The sequence below is a fragment of the Chryseobacterium sp. G0201 genome (assembly GCF_003815655.1).
In the GTDB taxonomy this organism is placed as follows: domain Bacteria; phylum Bacteroidota; class Bacteroidia; order Flavobacteriales; family Weeksellaceae; genus Chryseobacterium.
Genome location: NZ_CP033917.1, coordinates 1,477,962 through 1,495,103 on the forward strand (window position 1 = coordinate 1,477,962; position 17,142 = coordinate 1,495,103).

Here is a 17,142-nt window from a genome sequence, read left to right on the forward strand (position 1 = left end):
CAAAATTACTGAAAATAAATCTTCGAAATTTAATATTGGGTTAAGCGCAAGGGCGCAATTTTTTACAATTCAATATATTTTAAGGCGCAAAGACTTTATCTTTAATAAAATTTATGTCTGAAAACTTTCTAAAAATCTTTGCGTTTATCCAACTTTTAATTATTCCTCCCTTTTTCATTTGGATATAACGATGGAAGCGGATCGCTTTGCCAGAATTCTTTGGTATCAACATCCATAATGGATAAATTTCCAGTGAAAGCTGCGCCTGTATCGAGATTCCAGATATTAGCTTTGTGGATGGGAGTTTTCATGCCTAAATGTAAAGTTGGGGTATGTCCGATGAATATTTCATTGTAGAGAAGAAATCTTTTAGGATATAAATTGGAGTTTTTTGACAGCTTTTTATCCATTGCAACGGCGGTCTCCCACAAGGTTCTGTCCCAACGGTAATTGCTGGAATAGACTTCCTTTTCAGGGCCGTGCATAGAAGAATAACCGGCATGAATAAACAAGCGGTTTTCTTCGTCAACGTAATAATTTTTCATCCTCTGGAAAAATTCTAAATGCCTGTCCAGCTCTTCCAAAGCGTAATCAGCATAACTTTCAACCGTGCTTTTTCCTCCATTGGAGAGCCAGACATCAGGATCTCCACCTAAAGAAAGCCAATCTTCAGTCCACGCATCGTGATTTCCTTTGATGAAAATACATTCCTGTTTTTCGGAAAGTTCTATTAAAAATTGGATGATCTGGGAAGATTCGCTCCAACCGTCGACATAATCTCCGAGGAAAATTAATTTATCATTTTCGGTAACATTGGCTCTTTCAAAAACCTGTTGTAAAGCTTTCAAACCTCCGTGAATGTCGCCAATTACTAATGTTCTTTTCATTTAATTTGAAATATATTTTGCATCTACAAAATCCGTCAGCCAAACTTCATTATCTGAAAGGTAAAATTCGATTCCATCTTCAAACATTTTTTGTGTCTTAATCGTCAAAATAATAGGTTTTCCGTGGCGCATTCCTACTTTGGTAGCCGTTTCTTTATCCTGACTTAAATGAACATGTTGTCGACTTCTTTTCTCAATTCCTTTTTCTAAAATGGATTCGATATTACTTTGAGCCGTTCCGTGATACAGAAATTCAGGTGGTCGTTGCGGAATTAGAGCTAAATTTATCTCAATCGAATGCCCCTGACTGGCTCTGATTCTTGTTTTATCTTCATTAAAAGCAAAGCGCTTTTTTTCGTTAGTTTGTACGATTTCATCTAATTCTTCAAAGGTAAAGCCTTCATAAGAATCTCTTTTTGATTTTGTGATTAATTCATCAACATTTGCCCATCCATTTTCATCCAAATTCAAATTGATGAGTTCGGGATGATGCCTGAGAACGTAGCTCAGGAATTTGCTTGTTTTTTTCTTTTGTTGCTCGTTCATGGTTGTGTTTTTATTTCATTAATTTGTTTTCTAATTTTTCACACAAATTTTCAATATCCTCTTTTCTCACCAACTCTGCAATCCATTCTTCAGGAATATTTTCAAAACCATAATAAATTCCCGCGATTCCGCCTGTGATGGCTCCGGTTGTGTCGGTGTCTTCTCCTAGATTTACTGCTTTCAACACTGCTTCAGAATAACTTTCTGAGTTTAGAAAGCACCATAATGAAGCTTCTAAACTGTGAAGAACGTATCCGCTTGAACCTATTTTTTCTTCTTCATATTCAAAGATATTATTGTTTAAAATTCTTTCAAATTTATCCATTTCACTCTGAGAACAAATTGGATTATTATCTAGAAAATATTTTATTGTTGATTTCATTTTGTGATAAGCTTCAAATTTTTCTGCCCCATTCAAAATTTCTAATAAAAATTCCAAATAAATAAAACAAGATATTACAGAACGAATATGTGCATGCGTGATTGAAGAGATTTCTTTAACTTTATCAAATCGTTGTTCGATCGGAAGCTCTTTAATGTAAAATAATAATGGTAAAATTCTCATTAAAGAGCCGTTACCATTATCAAACTCACTTGTTCCTCCGCATAATTGAGGAGTGTAGCCTTTACTTATTTTGTAAATAGCTTGTCTTGTTGCAATACCAATATCAAAAACTCTCCCGTGAGGAGTCCATATTTCTGCATTGTACCATTGTAAAAACTTCAAAGATATATCTTCTAAATCATAACCTTCACAAAGACTTTCAGCAAGACATAAAGCCAAGGAACTATCATCACTCCACGTTCCCGCAGGTTGATGATGAGTTCCTAAAGCTCTCATTTTTGTGACAGGAGAACGTTTCAATTGCTCTCTGCTTCTAAATTCAACCGGAACGCCCAAAGCATCGCCAATACAAACTCCGAAAATTCCGGCTTTTACACTGTTTTCCATTAGGCTAAATTTACAAGCTTATCAAATAATAGTTTCATCCCCTTTGTTGCGGTTTCTTTCATTACGACAGCTCTTTGTCCGTATCCGAAGCCTGTTTCGTTGGGATTGATGACAATCAACAGACAATCATCTTTAATGTCATGAAGCAATCCAGCCGCCGGATAAACCTGCAAAGAAGTTCCTATTACTAAGAAAATATCGGCTTCTTTTGCTTTTTTCGTTGCTTCTTTCATCAAGGGAACATCTTCCCCGAACCAAACGATGAAAGGTCTTAATTGAGCTCCGTCTTCTGCTTTGTCTCCAACCTTGATATCATCTTTTTGTTCGTAAATCAAACCTTTATTGTTGCATGAACAAGATTTTAACAACTCTCCGTGGAGGTGAAGAATATTTGTTGATCCCGCTCTTTCGTGAAGATCGTCGATATTTTGAGTGATAATTTCTACCTCAAAATGTTTTTCTAATTCTGCAACGAGTTTGTGTGCGTCATTCGGTTCAACTTCATGGATTTGGCGACGTCTCTGGTTGTAGAATTCCAGAACCAATTCTCTGTCTTTTCTCCATCCTTCCGGACTTGCTACATCCGTTATACTATGATTTTCCCAAAGACCATCTCCGTCTCTGAATGTTTTTATTCCGCTTTCGGCGCTGATTCCGGCACCGCTTAATATGGTTAGTTTTTTCATTTGTTTAAAATTTTATCTTTCAAAATTTGAAAGGCAAGTATTATCAGCAAAATAATAGTTATTGGTATCGAAATTATATATAACGGAATATTTTTTAAATGTTTTTTTATTCTTATTCCATATTTTTTATCTGTTTCTTCATTGATGAATTTAATGAAATTGTTTTCCTTAGCTTTTGTTATTCTCTTTTCAAAAGCATTCCATAGATCATTTATACAAACTTCTTCAAAAATATAAAGTGTTGGATTCCATTTATTTTCAGAAAGATTAAAAAAATAATAGGTTTCAAAATTTGATTTAAAATATTCATCATACCCTTCATACTTTTTTATACATAAAATATTTTCACTAGGTAATAAATTAAGTTTATCTAGTTCTAATCTTAGTTCATTTTGAATTTTTTGTAATTTGTTTGCATTTGTTTCAACCTGAAAAACATTTGAGCTTTTTCCAGCATTTTGAAGGTAAAAAATATAAATTTTCGGAAATCTCAGATTTGTTTCCTTTTGAAGAAGATTTATTTCTTCAATTGTCAGTCCTAGATTTTGATTTTTAGGATCATCTACAAATCTGAAATTATATATTTCCATTACTCTAAAAGCTTTTTATAGATTTCTTCATTTTCATCTCCAAAACAGACGAAAATTATTTTTTCAATGTTGTCTGACTGAAATTTTTTCACCTCATCAACAGCAATTTTCGCTGCCAATTCTTTTGGAAAGCCATAAACTCCTGTGCTGATCCCTGGAAAAGAAATTGTTTTCACATCTAAACTTTCTGCTAATTTCAAAGAGTTTTTATAGCAATTCGCCAATAACTCTGAGCTTTCTTTTTCATTATCATTCCAAACCGGTCCAACGGTGTGAATGACATATTTTGCAGGAAGATTTCCGGCTGTCGTTACAACCGCTTCTCCAGTTTTACATTTTCCTTGTCTGTTTCTGATCTTTCTACATTCTTCCAAAATCGCATCTCCACCTGCACGGTGAATAGCCCCGTCAACTCCACCTCCACCCAATAACGAAGAGTTGGCTGCGTTGACGATTGCATCTACTTTGATTCTTGTGATGTCACCTAATGTTACTTCAATTTTCATGGTATTTAGTTTTGGTTTAATCTTAATTTTTTATTTAAATTTTCATCATTAAAAACTAATGGTTTTTCTTCAGGAATTATTAAATTTTCCAAACTATTATTCAGAACAAAATGATGTTGTTCTTGTACAAAGTCTGAAATATCTTCAATCAGAATAATATCTTCTTTAGCAAAAGAACGGGTAAATTCATTTCTTAAACCAATTTGAATTGCTCTTCTTTCCAATTTATTTCCGAAAGGATCATGATCCGGATCCCATTGCAATCTCACAGAAGATTCTTTTATCTGATCTTGCCATTCTTCTCTGGAAATTTCCAAATTATGATCATAAGAAGAATAAACAGCATTTTCTAAATATCTTTTAAAAGCAGACATTTTTAAATGTAACGCCAAAACATATTCTTGTCCTTCTTTTGTTCCCCACCCGTTTCGATACATCATCCAAAGGAAGTTTGGTTTTATCCAAGTCATTCTTTCCAAACTGAATTCACCTCCAAAATATTGATTTTTAACTGTAAATTCACCTATTTTTCTTTTATAAGACTGATACACTATAATTTTCTCATCATCATATTGTGCCATGATGTGATGCCCTTTTTGAGGCCAATCCTGTAGTTGTTCTTTATATTTTTTTAGTTTGATTTTCATTGTTTTAAGTTTAAAATCAAGCTTCCGATCTCAGTATTTGCAGGATTTTTAAAATTATCTCCAATAAATACTTTTATCACTTCAATATTTCCAATAATCGCCTGATTGAAAGTCTCTAATTTTTCTGCCGGAATCCACAATTCATTATGATTTCTGGCTCCGACATTTTGTGCGGGATATTTAATTACCTCCTCTTCCAGTACTTCAAATTTGGTTACAAAACCGAGATAATTTCCTGCTTCGTCTCTGGTATTCCATTTTTCTGCAATTTCTGATGCATAATCTTCATCTAAAACAGGATAGAAAATCGGTTGCCATTCTAATCTTGGTGGAAATTTTTTGAAACTGCTTTCTAAAATTAAAACCATTTCCTTTTCTCCGACTGGTCTGTAAAGTGTTGTTGTTTTCATTATTTTAATTTTATTCAAAATCGTAAACATATACTTCCACATTATTCTTCAACAATGTTCTTTCAATAATTGGCTCAATTTCTTCCCAATTTCCTCCTGCTAAACCGCAACCGATTCTTGGCATATGTACACTTGCATTTAATTTTAAAGCTTCATCAGTTAATTTCTCTAAACATTTTTCTACAGCTTCATATCTAATTGGAGCTATTCCTTTGGAATTTGAGATCGTTTTATGTTGACCAATCATATTGCAAACCAAAATATCTTTTTCAACTTGAACTATTTGAATTTCTCCAAGATTAAAATTTTCTCCACTTTGAAACCATTTTCTATATTCAGTTTCTGGGTTCTCCCATTTTCTGGATATTGCCATTACAAAACCTTTTCCCCAACCTCCGATGTCGTTGCAGATATGAATGATGATTTTATTTCCTTTTGTTTGAGGATTTGTTGCATCTCCTTTTAAATAATTTATAGTTTTCATGGTTAAATAATGTGTTTTTTATTTTAATAATCTTGTTCTTTAAGTTTTGGCTAAAGCCTTTAAATTTTATTCATTATAAAAATGGGCTAAAGCCCATTCCTATTGATTTGTGTTTTTGCATTTAATTTATTTCTTTTAAAATTAATCAATATTTTTCATCAATTAATTCTTTTAAAATCCTTTGAATACGGAGAATAAGATCCAAAAATGGCATCAAATTTCACCTTAAGATTTTCTATTTTAAATTCCTCATCCATTTGATCCAGACAAGTCACCACCAGGTTTTTCTTATTAGCAAAAACATAAGCTTCGTCTAATTTCAGAGCATAATTTAATAAGTCATAATCCAAATTTCCAAAACGAAGATTCTTTTGATATTCATTAAAAACACAGGTTTCCTCCTCATTATTTTTTAATGCTAAATCCTTTTCATTGCTCATCCATCCGCTTCCGTGACGGGTTGAATACGATCTTGTGACATAAAACATTTCTACATTTTCAATCTTCAACAATTTACAAACTTCATACGCATTTTTTGAAGTGGTATTGGCAAATGTTACGTTCGGAAAAACGCCATGATCCATATCTAATAAAATTCCCTGACTTCCTTCAAAAATAAGATTGTTAAATAAATTTAGATATGAGTAACCTTCTATTTTCCAATCAATTTTATCAATGGCTTCTAAAAAATCCTGTAAAGCATTTTGGATTTCCTCTCCTTCTTCAAAACCGTAATAATTGGCAATTCCTTTTAATTTTTCAATCAGCATCGATCTTGAAGCAATCAAATCAACCGCAAATAATTTAAATGGACTTTCATTTCTCTTCATCGTAGCTCCAACTCCTTTTCCGCAAGTTCCGTGTTCTAGATTTTTGATATTTTTTCGATTGCTTAAAACATCAAAAGGTGTTGTTACTTTTGCTAACGGATGAATATGCAACTCAATATTTCCGTTTTTCTTGATTAATTCTTCTCTTTCATTAAATAAGAAAGTCGGATGAATTGTGCAATGTTCCGTAAAATAAGACGGCAACCCCCGCAACGCTCCACTTGCAAAACTTGAATGAATGTGCTTTTTATCATCAATCATCACCGTATGCGCCGCCTGTTGTCCGCCAGAAAACCGAATAACTACAGACTCAGGATTGTGCTGAGCCAGAAAATCTGTAGTGATTCCTTTTCCTTCATCACCAAAACCTAAGCCTATAATTATTTGTGCTGTTTTCATTTTTTAAAACATTTGAATATTATTAAAATCACCTAAATCTTTAGTTTTGAAATAATCTCCACTAAATCTACTGCAAACTACATCTTTAATTACTTTCGGAACATCTCTGTAATCATCAATTGACAAACAGTTTTGTCCTAAAAGATCTTTCCATCCTTTATCCGCTCTCATCGCACCATCTGAATGCAAAACGCTGATGTGAAAAACTTCATATTTTTTTTGAGCTTCTTTCAGCAATTCGTTATGAGTAAAGGTTTGTTGACCGGTTCCCATAATTTCTCTGATCGCTGAAGCAGGAAGTGTTTTCAAGCAAGGTTCATCGCCTACCGTGAACAACAATCCTTTTTGATTTCTCTTTTCAAAAGCATCCGTTCTGGTGTGAAAAGCAGCAAAATACCAAGCCAATAAATAACTTTCACCTGCATTTCCTCCACCGCCTGATTCAATATAAGTTCTTGTCAGCCACATATCCAATTCTTCATCTCCAGATTCAAACTGACCGACCTGTAAAGGATAACCGTCACATTCATGATCTCCAATTCCTAAGAATAAAAGTGCGGGATCGGGAACGCCTCCCTGAATGATTCCACCCATTAATTTGGGCAGACCTTCTTTAATCAATTCATGAGGAATATGTCCCATACTTCCCGTTACGTCCAGTCCTAAAATAATCGGAACAGAATTCGGATGAACCGCAGAATCCCTTGATTCTCTGAAAGAAATACCTTTAGGATTCATTGATTCGTGCGCCATTCTTTTTGCATTCTGAGTGAAAATTTCACTTGCAGATTTTGATGCATACCCTTCTTTTCTTGCTCTGTCATAACGAGCGTCCATGTCGTATCTTGTACTTCCCATAACTAAAATTTTTTACCAAATAAATATTCAAACCTTTTTGTTGAAACTTCTAGTTGAATATTTAAATTTCTGATTGTTAATGATAATTCTATGTCTTTCTGAACGAATGCTTCCGGCTGAAAATCGGCAAATGTTAAACTGTTTTTGTCTAACGGACTGATGTCAATAAGACCCTCCTGTTCGCGTTCCAGTCTTTTGATTTTCAATTCAATATCTTCAACTCGGCGTCTGTATATCAACTCTGAATCTTCCCCGATGGTTCGGGCTCGATCTTCTCTTATCTGGTCATTATTTCTTTGTAATGATTCGATAAATCTGGGTTTTAAGTCTTCTTCCATGTTTTTAAATCTTTATTTGTGTTAATTTTACACTAATTAAAAACTGCATAGTTTTCCCTTAATTCTTTACGAATTATTCTATTCTTTTAATAAATCTCTTACTTCCATTAAAGCAAATCCCAATAAATTTTCACCGTCCCATTGTGATGGATTTTCTGCTTTTGGATCTGTTTCCAACATTCCGATTCCCCAAATTGTATCGTACGGACTTGCTTCTACCAAGATTTTATCATTTGTTGAAAGCAAAAAATCTTTAAATTTTTCATTTTGAGAAAACTTCAAAAAATTTCCCTGTTTTACAATCTCATATTTATGTTCATTCCAAAGTTGAGGATCAAAATTTTTCACTTTCCTTCCTAAATTTTTTGCCTGATTTGGAGAATCTGATTTTAAAATTTCTTCTAACGTTTCATTATCATTGAATAATGTAGCTTTCCCGGCCATCATATAATGTTCTGCTGTTTTATATTCAATTCCGTTTTCTTCAAATTGAAAAGGAAACCATTGACTGAAACACGCTTTTGTAATTTCCTCTTTTACTGTATGTCCCCAGAAAAACAAAAATTCTATCTTTTCTTTTTTCTGAAATTTCTCTATTGTATTTTGTAATGTGTATTTCATGATTGCGTTATTGTTACACAAATGTAAAACAATATGATTTTATTAACCAAATTTATTTGTGTTTATTTTACGCTAATTAATTTAAGTAATTGATTTTCAATAATAAAAATTTATTTAAAATACGGATCACATAAATATTTTTCACGAATGACACAATTGATTATTGTTCATTTAAGTTTTAGCTAAAGCCAATGGAATGTTTGTTCATTAAAAAACGGGTTTTAGCCCGTTTCTATTGATGTATATAATTTGTATTTTTATAAAAATATTTCTGCCAGCTTACATTAAAATATTTGTGAAAATTAGTGTAAAAACATTTGTGACATTTGTGTTCAGACATTATTTAATTTCGAAATAAAATCCCTGTTCTTCAAGTTCTTTATATTTCTCCTGATTAAAAGTAAATAATTTTCCCGGCCGGCCGCTTCCTTCTTTTTTAAAGTTATTCGTTTCCTTAAGAAGTTCGTAACTCATTATTTTCTTTCGGAAATTTCGGCGGTCTATTTCCTGTCCGATAATGGTTTTGTAAAGATTTTCAAGGTCTGAAAAAGGGAATTCTTCATTCAGAAGATTAAAGCCAATAGGCTGGTATTGAATTTTTGTGCGAAGTCTTTTTAGCGCGATATCTATAATTTTATCATGATCAAAAGCAAGCTTCGGAAGTTTATTGACGCTGAACCATTGTGCATCTTCGGCATCAGAATCGGCAAACAATTCATGATAAGAAGGGTTTACAAGCCCCAAATAAGCAATAGAAACCACTCTATTTCTAGGATCGCGACCAACATTACCAAAAGTATAGAGTTGTTCCAAAAAATCGGGTTTTATGCCTGCTTCTTCGTGCAATTCTCTTTTTACTGCGTCATCTAAATTTTCATCATCCAAAACGAGCCCTCCCGGAAGCGCCCAACCTCCTTTGAAAGGTTCAATATTTCTTTTAATTAAAAGAAGTTGAAGATCCTTTTTGTCGAAATATCCGAAAATGACGGCATCAACGGCAACTTTTATATCCTGTAGTTTTTTTGGAGCGTCCATAAATTAATTTGCGTTACGAATACACAAAGTTACGATTTAGAATCATCAATTTCAACATAAAAATAATAATTCTTTACACAAAAATTTTAATTAAATTCATAAACAGCTTTAAATTAAACGATTATGGAAAATTAATCATTCACAATTAGCACGGCTTTCTTTTTTATATTTTGAGATAAAGTAAAAGTGAATATAAAAATTTTGACAATACCTATTCTACCATAAAGAATGGAGATAAAATTCACCCGCAAATAATAAAACCGATTCATTTGAAATGGTTTTTATTAAAATATGGTAAAATCACTGTAACGAAATAGTGATTTTACTCATTGATTTATTGACAGTTAAGATGAAATTTGGTATACATAAAAGGAAGAAGCCGAAAACCTTAAAAAGTAGGCAAAAAAACTAATTTATACCATTATGAAAACATTATTAAAAGCCATTATAGTAATCATCATTATTATTGGCGGAGTTTTGATCATCGTCGTAGGGAAAAAACCTATCCCAGAACCAGAATGTATCGTTTGCGGACCAAATCTCATTAGAATTCTAGGAATTGCTGAAATTATCCTCGGACTTGGAGCATTGGTCATTCAGGGAAATCTGATCGAGAAGCAAAGAAATCTTTGAGAAATAAAAAGACCGATAAAAATTTTATCGGTCTTTTTTATATTTAATCGTTTAGTTTTAAAACAGCCATGAATGCTGACTGCGGTACTTCTACTCTACCAATCTGCTTCATTTTCTTTTTACCTTCTTTCTGTTTCTCAAGAAGTTTTCTCTTTCTGGAAATATCTCCTCCGTAACATTTTGCGGTAACATCTTTTCTTAATGCTTTGATGGTTTCTCTCGCAATAACTTTCGCTCCCAATGCTGCCTGAACTGCAATATCAAACTGCTGTCTAGGAATCAGTTCACGAAGTTTTTCACACATTCTTTTACCAATGTAATACGCATTACTGTCGTGAATCAATGATGATAAAGCATCAACCATATCTCCATTGATCAGGATGTCCATTTTCACCAATTTAGAAGCACGCATTCCGATTGGTGAATAATCGAATGATGCATATCCTTTAGAAATAGATTTTAAACGGTCATAAAAGTCAAAAACAACCTCAGCCAAAGGCATATTGAATGTTAATTCTACTCTATCAGCGGTAAGGTAACTTTGATTTACAATTTCACCTCTTTTTTCAATACAAAGTGTCATTACAGAACCTACAAAATCAGATTTAGTAATGATAGAAGCTTTGATATAAGGCTCTTCAACTCTGTCTAAAAGATTGGGGTCAATCATTTCAGACGGGTTATTAATTAATATTGCTGTATCAGGATCTTTTTTCGAATATCCGTGGTAAGATACGTTGGGAACAGTCGTAATAACATCCATGTTAAACTCTCTGTCTAAACGTTCCTGAACGATTTCCATGTGTAGCATTCCTAAGAATCCGCAACGGAAACCAAAACCAAGAGCAGCTGAACTTTCCGGTTCGAAAACCAAAGAAGCGTCATTTAATCTTAATTTTTCCAGTGAAAATCTTAATTCCTCAAAATCTTCAGATTCGATAGGATAAATACCCGCAAAAACCATTGGTTTTACTTCCTCAAATCCATCAATGGCTGCTGCTGCAGGGTTTACAAAAGAGGTAATCGTATCACCTACTTTTACTTCCCTAGCATCTTTAATTCCTGAAATTATATAGCCTACATCTCCACAATGAATTGTTTTCTTAGGAAGCTGCTTTAACTTTAAGGTACCTACTTCATCTGCACCATATTCTTTTCCGGTTGCGAAAAATTTAATCTTTTCGTTTTTAGAAATACTTCCGTTTACCACTTTGAAATAAGCTTCAATTCCTCTAAATGGATTGTAAACAGAGTCAAAAATTAATGCCTGAAGCGGCGCATCCGGATCTCCAACCGGGGCTGGAATTCTGTTCACAATGTGCTCCAGCAAATCATGAACACCCTCTCCTGTTTTCCCAGAAACCCTAAGAACGTCTTCATATTTACAACCCAAAAGACCCATGATCTCATCGGTAACTTCTTCCGGATTTGCAGATGGAAGATCTATTTTATTAAGAATCGGAATGATTTCAAGATCATTTTCTAACGCCAAATAAAGATTACTAATCGTTTGTGCCTGAATACTTTGCGCAGCATCCACAATAAGAAGCGCACCTTCACAAGCGGCAATGGAACGGGAAACTTCGTAAGAGAAATCTACATGTCCCGGTGTATCAATTAGATTTAAAATATATTTTTCTCCTTTATATTCATAATCCATTTGGATAGCGTGAGACTTAATCGTGATCCCACGTTCTTTCTCCAAATCCATATCATCAAGCGTCTGAGACTGTAATTCTCTCTGAGTGACCGTATTGGTATACTCTAAAAGACGGTCTGCCAAAGTACTTTTACCGTGGTCAATATGAGCGATTATGCAAAAATTTCGTATGTTTTTCATTTAAGAACTATGTAATTTGCAAAGATAAAAAAAAGGAAGACAATTCCTCATTCTAATTTTGCTGGTTGAATTTAATTTAAAAATGTATAAAATGATTTAAATTTTTAGAAGCTTGTTCCCGCTATTCAATTTTTTGTCATTGCGAGAAACGGAGTGACGAAGCAATCTCAATTAAACAAAGTAAATAGTTACAAAGCTCGTCATTCTGACGAATCGAACATCTAACCACGAAAATTAAAAAAATCACCACTATTCCTTATAAATTTTTTAACTTTTCAACTCAAAACCTTTACAGAAAGCTCAAACTTATTTTTACTCATGAAAAAAATTCTTTTATTCCTTTTAATTATCCCATTAGCTCATTTAAAATCACAATGGGTTGAAAAAGCACCCGAAAATCCTGAAGAATTTGTCAATCCATTAATCGGAACACTCTCAAAACCTTCCCTTTCAAACGGAAATACATATCCAGCCGTTGCTGTTCCTCACGGAATGAATCTCTGGACCCCGCAAACCGGGAAAAACGGAAACGGATGGCAATATACTTACGATGCAGATAAAATCCGTGGAATTAAGCAAACGCATCAACCTTCTCCTTGGATGAACGATTACGGAATGTTTTCTATCATGCCTGTGACTGGAAAAATGCGTTTTAACGAAGATGAAAGAGCAAGCTGGTTCTCCCATAAATCAGAAGTTTCAAAACCTTATTATTATAGTGTTTATCTTGCTGATCATAACGTAACAGCAGAAATTACTCCAACTGAAAGAGCTGCACAAATGCGCTTAACTTATCCTGATTCGAACGATTCTTGGTTTGTAGTGGATGCTTTTGATAAAGGTTCGAGCATTACGATTATTCCATCCCAAAATAAAATTGTAGGCTATTCAACAAAATATTCGCGTGGAAAATTGGTTGGTTTTAAAAATTATTTTGTGATTTATGCTGATAAACCATTCACTAAATATTCAACTTGGAAAGACAAATATTTTGTAAAAGATACATTACAAATTACAGGAGATCATTGTGGCGCTGTCGTTGGTTTTGCCACTAAAAAAGGTGAAAAAGTGAATTTAAAAGTCGCTTCTTCTTTCATCAGTTTAGAGCAGGCAGAATTAAATTTACAAAGAGAATTAAGTAAAGATTCATTTGATGATACTTTCAAAAAAGCAAAATTAGCCTGGAATGAAAAATTAAAACGAGTTGAAGTAGCCGGCGGAACAGTCGACCAAATACGAACTTTCTACTCTTCTCTTTACAGAATGCTTTGTTTCCCACATAAAATGTATGAGATCAATAAAGCCGGAGAAGTTGTTCATTACAGTCCATATTCAGGGAAGACAGAACCCGGATATCGATTTGCAGGAACAGGTTTTTGGGATACTTTTAGAGCGCTTTATCCTTTCTTAAATTTGGTTTATCCAAGCATCAATGTTGAAATGCAGAAAGGATTAATTAGCGATTACAAAGAAGGCGGCTGGTTGCCGGAATGGTCGAGTCCATCCTATTCTGATATTATGATTGGAAATAATTCTGCCTCTGTGGTTGCGGATGCATACATGAAAGGTCTTCGAGGTTATGATATTGAAACATTGTATCAGGCTTTGCTTCACGGTGCAAATAATGAAGGTCCACAAGCAACCGGAAGATTGGGAATTGAATATTATAAAAAATTAGGCTACGTTCCTTATGATGTTAAAATCAATGAAAATGCAGCGAGAACTTTAGAATACGCTTACGATGATTTTGCCATCGCACAATTAGGAAAAGCTTTAGGAAAACCTGAATCCGAATGGGGAGAATATTACAGACGTTCACAAAATTTCCAAAAAGTGATTGATCCGGAAACAAAATTAGCTCGCGGAAGAAATCAGGATGGAAGTTTCCAGAAACCTTTCAATCCTTTCAAATGGGGCGATGCTTTTACAGAAGGAAATTCTTGGCATTATACCTGGTCGGTTTTTCAGGATATTGACGGATTGGCAAAATTAATGGGCGGGAAAAAAGAGTTTTCGAAAAATTTAGACAAAATTTTTGAGATGCCTCCGGTTTTTGATGACAGTTATTATGGTTCAACCATTCACGAAATTCAGGAAATGGTGAATGCCAATATGGGTCAATATGCTCACGGAAATCAGCCTGCTCAGCATATTATTTATTTGTATAATTATTCCGGAGAGCCTTGGAAAACACAATATTGGGTTCGAGAAACAATGAATAGGTTATATCAACCAACTCCAGATGGATATTGTGGTGATGAAGATAATGGACAAACTTCAGCTTGGTATATTTTCTCAACGCTTGGTTTTTATCCTGTAACTCCGGCGACAGATCAATATGTTTTAGGAGCTCCTTTGTTTAAAAAAGCAACCATTCATTTAGAAAACGGGAAAAATATTGAAATCAAAGCAGATAATAACAGTAACGAAAATCGATACGTGAAATCATTAAATATGAATGGTAAAACTTACTCTAAAAATTGGCTGAGTCATGAAGAATTAATGAAAGGTACTACTCTACAGTTCAACATGGATAATAAGCCCAATAAGAATAGAGGAACAGAGGAAAAAGATTTTCCTTATTCTTATTCCACCGATAAAAAATAAAGCAAAAAAGAGAGATAAATTGTCTCTCTCTTTTTTATTGTAACTATTTAGTTTTATCGAAGCCTTCAGGTAAAATATAATTTCCTGTAAGCTTATCAATTCCTACTCTATAATACTGAGCATTCTGTCTTCTAATTTTTGTGGCTGCAACATTTATTACACCTACTACCAGACCTCCAATAGCACCAGCAGCTCCTGCTCCTACGATAATCGGGGTACTGCTATACTGCGGGAAAATTTCTTCCTGAGATGCCATTATAAAAATTCCTTCATTATCTTTTTCAATTTCAATGATACTTATAGGTGTCTTTTTATAAGCAATTCCGTTATCGATGATTGCAAAAACATCTTTACTTAGATTATCATAACCATCAACTCTTTTCACCCCTTTAATCGCACCATCTTTATTCTTCCTTACTGTAAGTTCTTTATCCGGATTTTGTTCTGCAAATGATTTATAATCTCTATAGACTCCATCCGTAAAAGACTGAGAGGTATAAATCGGTAGCTGTTCTGATATTAACTTTTCGTAATTTCCAAGATCAGTCTCAGAAACAGGTATATTCAATCCTGCTTCAGTATATGAATCCTTTATAGTATTAGCTAATTCTGATGATATTTTGGCTGCTATAGCTCTCGTGATATAAGCATGATCTTTCTGCGGATAATCCTTTGAAATTTTAATTTTTTTTAAAAAATAATATTTATCATTTCTTTTTAAAAAGGTAGAAATCTGCATTTCCAAATGTCCCATAACTGATCTTTCGGTAGGTATATCCTTAACCTTTAGATCTTCTAGCATAAGGAAATATTTAGTATTTCCCTGCACCTTATTATCTTCTAAAAACCAATCTGAAAATAATTTTTCCAAGTCCTCTTTTTCAAATTTTACCTCGTAAGGATCTTTTCTGTGCGAAACTATCCCTATGGTTTTATCTTCTCTTCTATCGATTAAAGTAAGAGAGTTTGCAAGTTTATTTTTATCTTTTATATTTTGTCTAAGCTGTATAAACTGAGTTTTCTGGGCAAACAATGAGCCCGAAAATAAAAAGAATAATAAAATGTGTTTCATCACTTATATTTTCCGCAAAAGTAAGAATTAGTTTAAAATAAAAAAGACTCTCACAAATGTAAGAGTCATTATTTTATTCATTTGAAAAATCATATTCTCCGGTTAAAGGATCAATATAAATTTCAGTTTTTTCATCTTTTTTCATTTTATTCTGCCTGAAACCTCTTTCAAAAACACTAACAAGCCCGACAGCAATACCACCATACATTCCTCCTGAAGAACCACCAACACTTAGAAAAACCGCTGAATTCCGCACAGGCAAGATAAATCCTCTATTACTTATGAGATAGAATCCTTTTTCATTTTTATTTAAATCTAAAAATCCTGAATATGTTTTCTTATAAGCCTTACCATTTTCTACATAAATAAACATTTCATTAGCAGAGATCTTATCTTTCTTTCCGTTTTCGTCCTTTATAGCTCTTACAACTTCTCCTCTACTATTTTTCTCGAGAATATAATTTCCTTGTTCAGGAGTTTGATTAAAAAATGAAGTATGATTTAAATAAATACCATCTTTCAATTGTTCATTCTTATATGCTTCAGAATTATTTTTAACATAAGAATCATAATCTGTAAGAGCATCTAAATTTACTGAGTTTTCTACTGGTTTCATTGTGTATGTTTTCTTCATAAACATCGCAATGATAACCGGAATATTCTTTACAACTACATCTGAAATATTTTTACTCTTAAAACTATAAACCGTATCTTTTTTATATAAAAATCTATAATTATCAGCTTCTTTCAGAAAGGTTTGAGCCGAAAAATCAACGTCTGCTTCCGTTTCTTTGCCTACCGTTTCTCCAAGCGTAGTTTTTAAACTTTTTAAAACTAAAACCATCTCATGTTTTCCTCCTTTATGGTTGCTGTCTGTATACCATTGACTTAAGAAATTATTAATCGTTGTAGGAAAAACAATTTCTTTCATTTCTTTATTATCTCCGAAAGGCATCTCACCTATCTTTTTATCTTCTCTCTGATCAATAACTTCAAGAGATTTGTAAATATTACCTTTTGGATTTGATAAATTTCCTCTTTCTTTAATAATTTCCTGTCCCTGCGAAAAACTGAGAATAGAAATGAAAATTAATGTGAACTGTAAGATTTTTTTCATGTGATAAAAGATTTACTCAAAGCTATGAATTAGTTTAAAAATTAAACGACTCTCACAAAAAAACATTTGTAAGAGTCGTCCAAC

The 17,142-nt window shown here is 33.3% G+C and carries 19 protein-coding genes; 2 read left to right on the top strand and 17 right to left on the bottom strand.

Annotation, left to right across the window (positions count from 1 at the left end; translation table 11 throughout):
• Positions 1-155: 155 nt before the first annotated feature.
• From EG348_RS06525 to EG348_RS06590, 14 genes are all read right to left on the bottom strand, one after another.
• Entirely contained in the window at positions 156-887 is a 732-nt protein-coding gene (locus EG348_RS06525) for a metallophosphoesterase family protein (protein WP_123981756.1), read from the bottom strand.
• On the bottom strand, positions 888-1,433 hold the full coding sequence (locus tag EG348_RS06530) for an RNA 2'-phosphotransferase (protein ID WP_123981758.1): 546 nt from the start codon (positions 1,431-1,433) through the stop codon (positions 888-890).
• A gap of 10 nt (positions 1,434-1,443) precedes the next feature.
• Complete coding sequence (locus tag EG348_RS06535; RefSeq protein ID WP_123981761.1) at positions 1,444-2,385, bottom strand: ADP-ribosylglycohydrolase family protein; 942 nt, start codon at positions 2,383-2,385, stop codon at positions 1,444-1,446.
• Positions 2,385-3,071, bottom strand: coding sequence for an SIR2 family NAD-dependent protein deacylase (locus EG348_RS06540; protein WP_123981763.1), 687 nt, complete (start codon positions 3,069-3,071; stop codon positions 2,385-2,387). The genes EG348_RS06535 and EG348_RS06540 overlap by 1 nt, the downstream gene beginning before the upstream one ends.
• Positions 3,068-3,661, bottom strand: a complete 594-nt coding sequence (locus tag EG348_RS06545; RefSeq protein WP_123981765.1) for a hypothetical protein — start codon at positions 3,659-3,661, stop codon at positions 3,068-3,070. The genes EG348_RS06540 and EG348_RS06545 overlap by 4 nt, the downstream gene beginning before the upstream one ends.
• The gene (locus EG348_RS06550; protein WP_123981767.1) at positions 3,661-4,167 is read right to left on the bottom strand and encodes an O-acetyl-ADP-ribose deacetylase; all 507 of its coding nucleotides are present in this window, start codon (positions 4,165-4,167) and stop codon (positions 3,661-3,663) included. The genes EG348_RS06545 and EG348_RS06550 overlap by 1 nt, the downstream gene beginning before the upstream one ends.
• A 5-nt stretch (positions 4,168-4,172) precedes the next feature.
• The gene (locus EG348_RS06555; RefSeq protein ID WP_123981769.1) at positions 4,173-4,814 is read right to left on the bottom strand and encodes a DUF4291 domain-containing protein; all 642 of its coding nucleotides are present in this window, start codon (positions 4,812-4,814) and stop codon (positions 4,173-4,175) included.
• Positions 4,811-5,224, bottom strand: coding sequence for an ADP-ribosylation/crystallin J1 (locus EG348_RS06560; protein WP_123981771.1), 414 nt, complete (start codon positions 5,222-5,224; stop codon positions 4,811-4,813). The genes EG348_RS06555 and EG348_RS06560 overlap by 4 nt, the downstream gene beginning before the upstream one ends.
• A 10-nt stretch (positions 5,225-5,234) precedes the next feature.
• Positions 5,235-5,708 (bottom strand): macro domain-containing protein, encoded by a 474-nt coding sequence (locus EG348_RS06565; protein ID WP_123981773.1) that lies wholly within the window; start codon positions 5,706-5,708, stop codon positions 5,235-5,237.
• 158 nt (positions 5,709-5,866) lie between these two features.
• Positions 5,867-6,937, bottom strand: coding sequence for an adenylosuccinate synthetase (locus tag EG348_RS06570; protein WP_123981775.1), 1,071 nt, complete (start codon positions 6,935-6,937; stop codon positions 5,867-5,869).
• 3 nt (positions 6,938-6,940) lie between these two features.
• A complete protein-coding gene (locus EG348_RS06575; RefSeq protein ID WP_123981777.1) occupies positions 6,941-7,795 on the bottom strand; it encodes a hypothetical protein in 855 nt (284 codons plus the stop codon).
• A gap of 2 nt (positions 7,796-7,797) precedes the next feature.
• Positions 7,798-8,133 (bottom strand): hypothetical protein, encoded by a 336-nt coding sequence (locus EG348_RS06580; protein ID WP_072409321.1) that lies wholly within the window; start codon positions 8,131-8,133, stop codon positions 7,798-7,800.
• Positions 8,134-8,211: 78 nt separating this feature from the next.
• Complete coding sequence (locus tag EG348_RS06585) at positions 8,212-8,754, bottom strand: NADAR family protein (RefSeq protein ID WP_123981779.1); 543 nt, start codon at positions 8,752-8,754, stop codon at positions 8,212-8,214.
• Between the two features lie 339 nt (positions 8,755-9,093).
• Positions 9,094-9,789, bottom strand: coding sequence for an NUDIX hydrolase (locus EG348_RS06590; RefSeq protein WP_123981781.1), 696 nt, complete (start codon positions 9,787-9,789; stop codon positions 9,094-9,096).
• A gap of 423 nt (positions 9,790-10,212) precedes the next feature.
• Between EG348_RS06590 and EG348_RS06595 the strand changes: the two genes are divergently transcribed.
• A complete protein-coding gene (locus EG348_RS06595; protein ID WP_123981783.1) occupies positions 10,213-10,422 on the top strand; it encodes a hypothetical protein in 210 nt (69 codons plus the stop codon).
• Positions 10,423-10,465: 43 nt separating this feature from the next.
• Here the strand turns inward: EG348_RS06595 and lepA are convergent, their stop codons facing one another.
• A complete protein-coding gene (lepA, locus tag EG348_RS06600; protein WP_123981785.1) occupies positions 10,466-12,262 on the bottom strand; it encodes a translation elongation factor 4 in 1,797 nt (598 codons plus the stop codon).
• Positions 12,263-12,580: 318 nt separating this feature from the next.
• Between lepA and EG348_RS06605 the strand changes: the two genes are divergently transcribed.
• Positions 12,581-14,869, top strand: coding sequence for a GH92 family glycosyl hydrolase (locus EG348_RS06605; protein ID WP_123981787.1), 2,289 nt, complete (start codon positions 12,581-12,583; stop codon positions 14,867-14,869).
• A gap of 43 nt (positions 14,870-14,912) precedes the next feature.
• Here the strand turns inward: EG348_RS06605 and EG348_RS06610 are convergent, their stop codons facing one another.
• Positions 14,913-15,941 (bottom strand): hypothetical protein, encoded by a 1,029-nt coding sequence (locus tag EG348_RS06610; protein ID WP_123981789.1) that lies wholly within the window; start codon positions 15,939-15,941, stop codon positions 14,913-14,915.
• A 73-nt stretch (positions 15,942-16,014) separates the two neighbouring features.
• Positions 16,015-17,058: a hypothetical protein gene (locus EG348_RS06615; RefSeq protein WP_123981791.1), complete on the bottom strand. Its 1,044-nt coding sequence runs from the start codon at positions 17,056-17,058 to the stop codon at positions 16,015-16,017.
• Between the last annotated feature and the right edge of the window lie 84 nt (positions 17,059-17,142).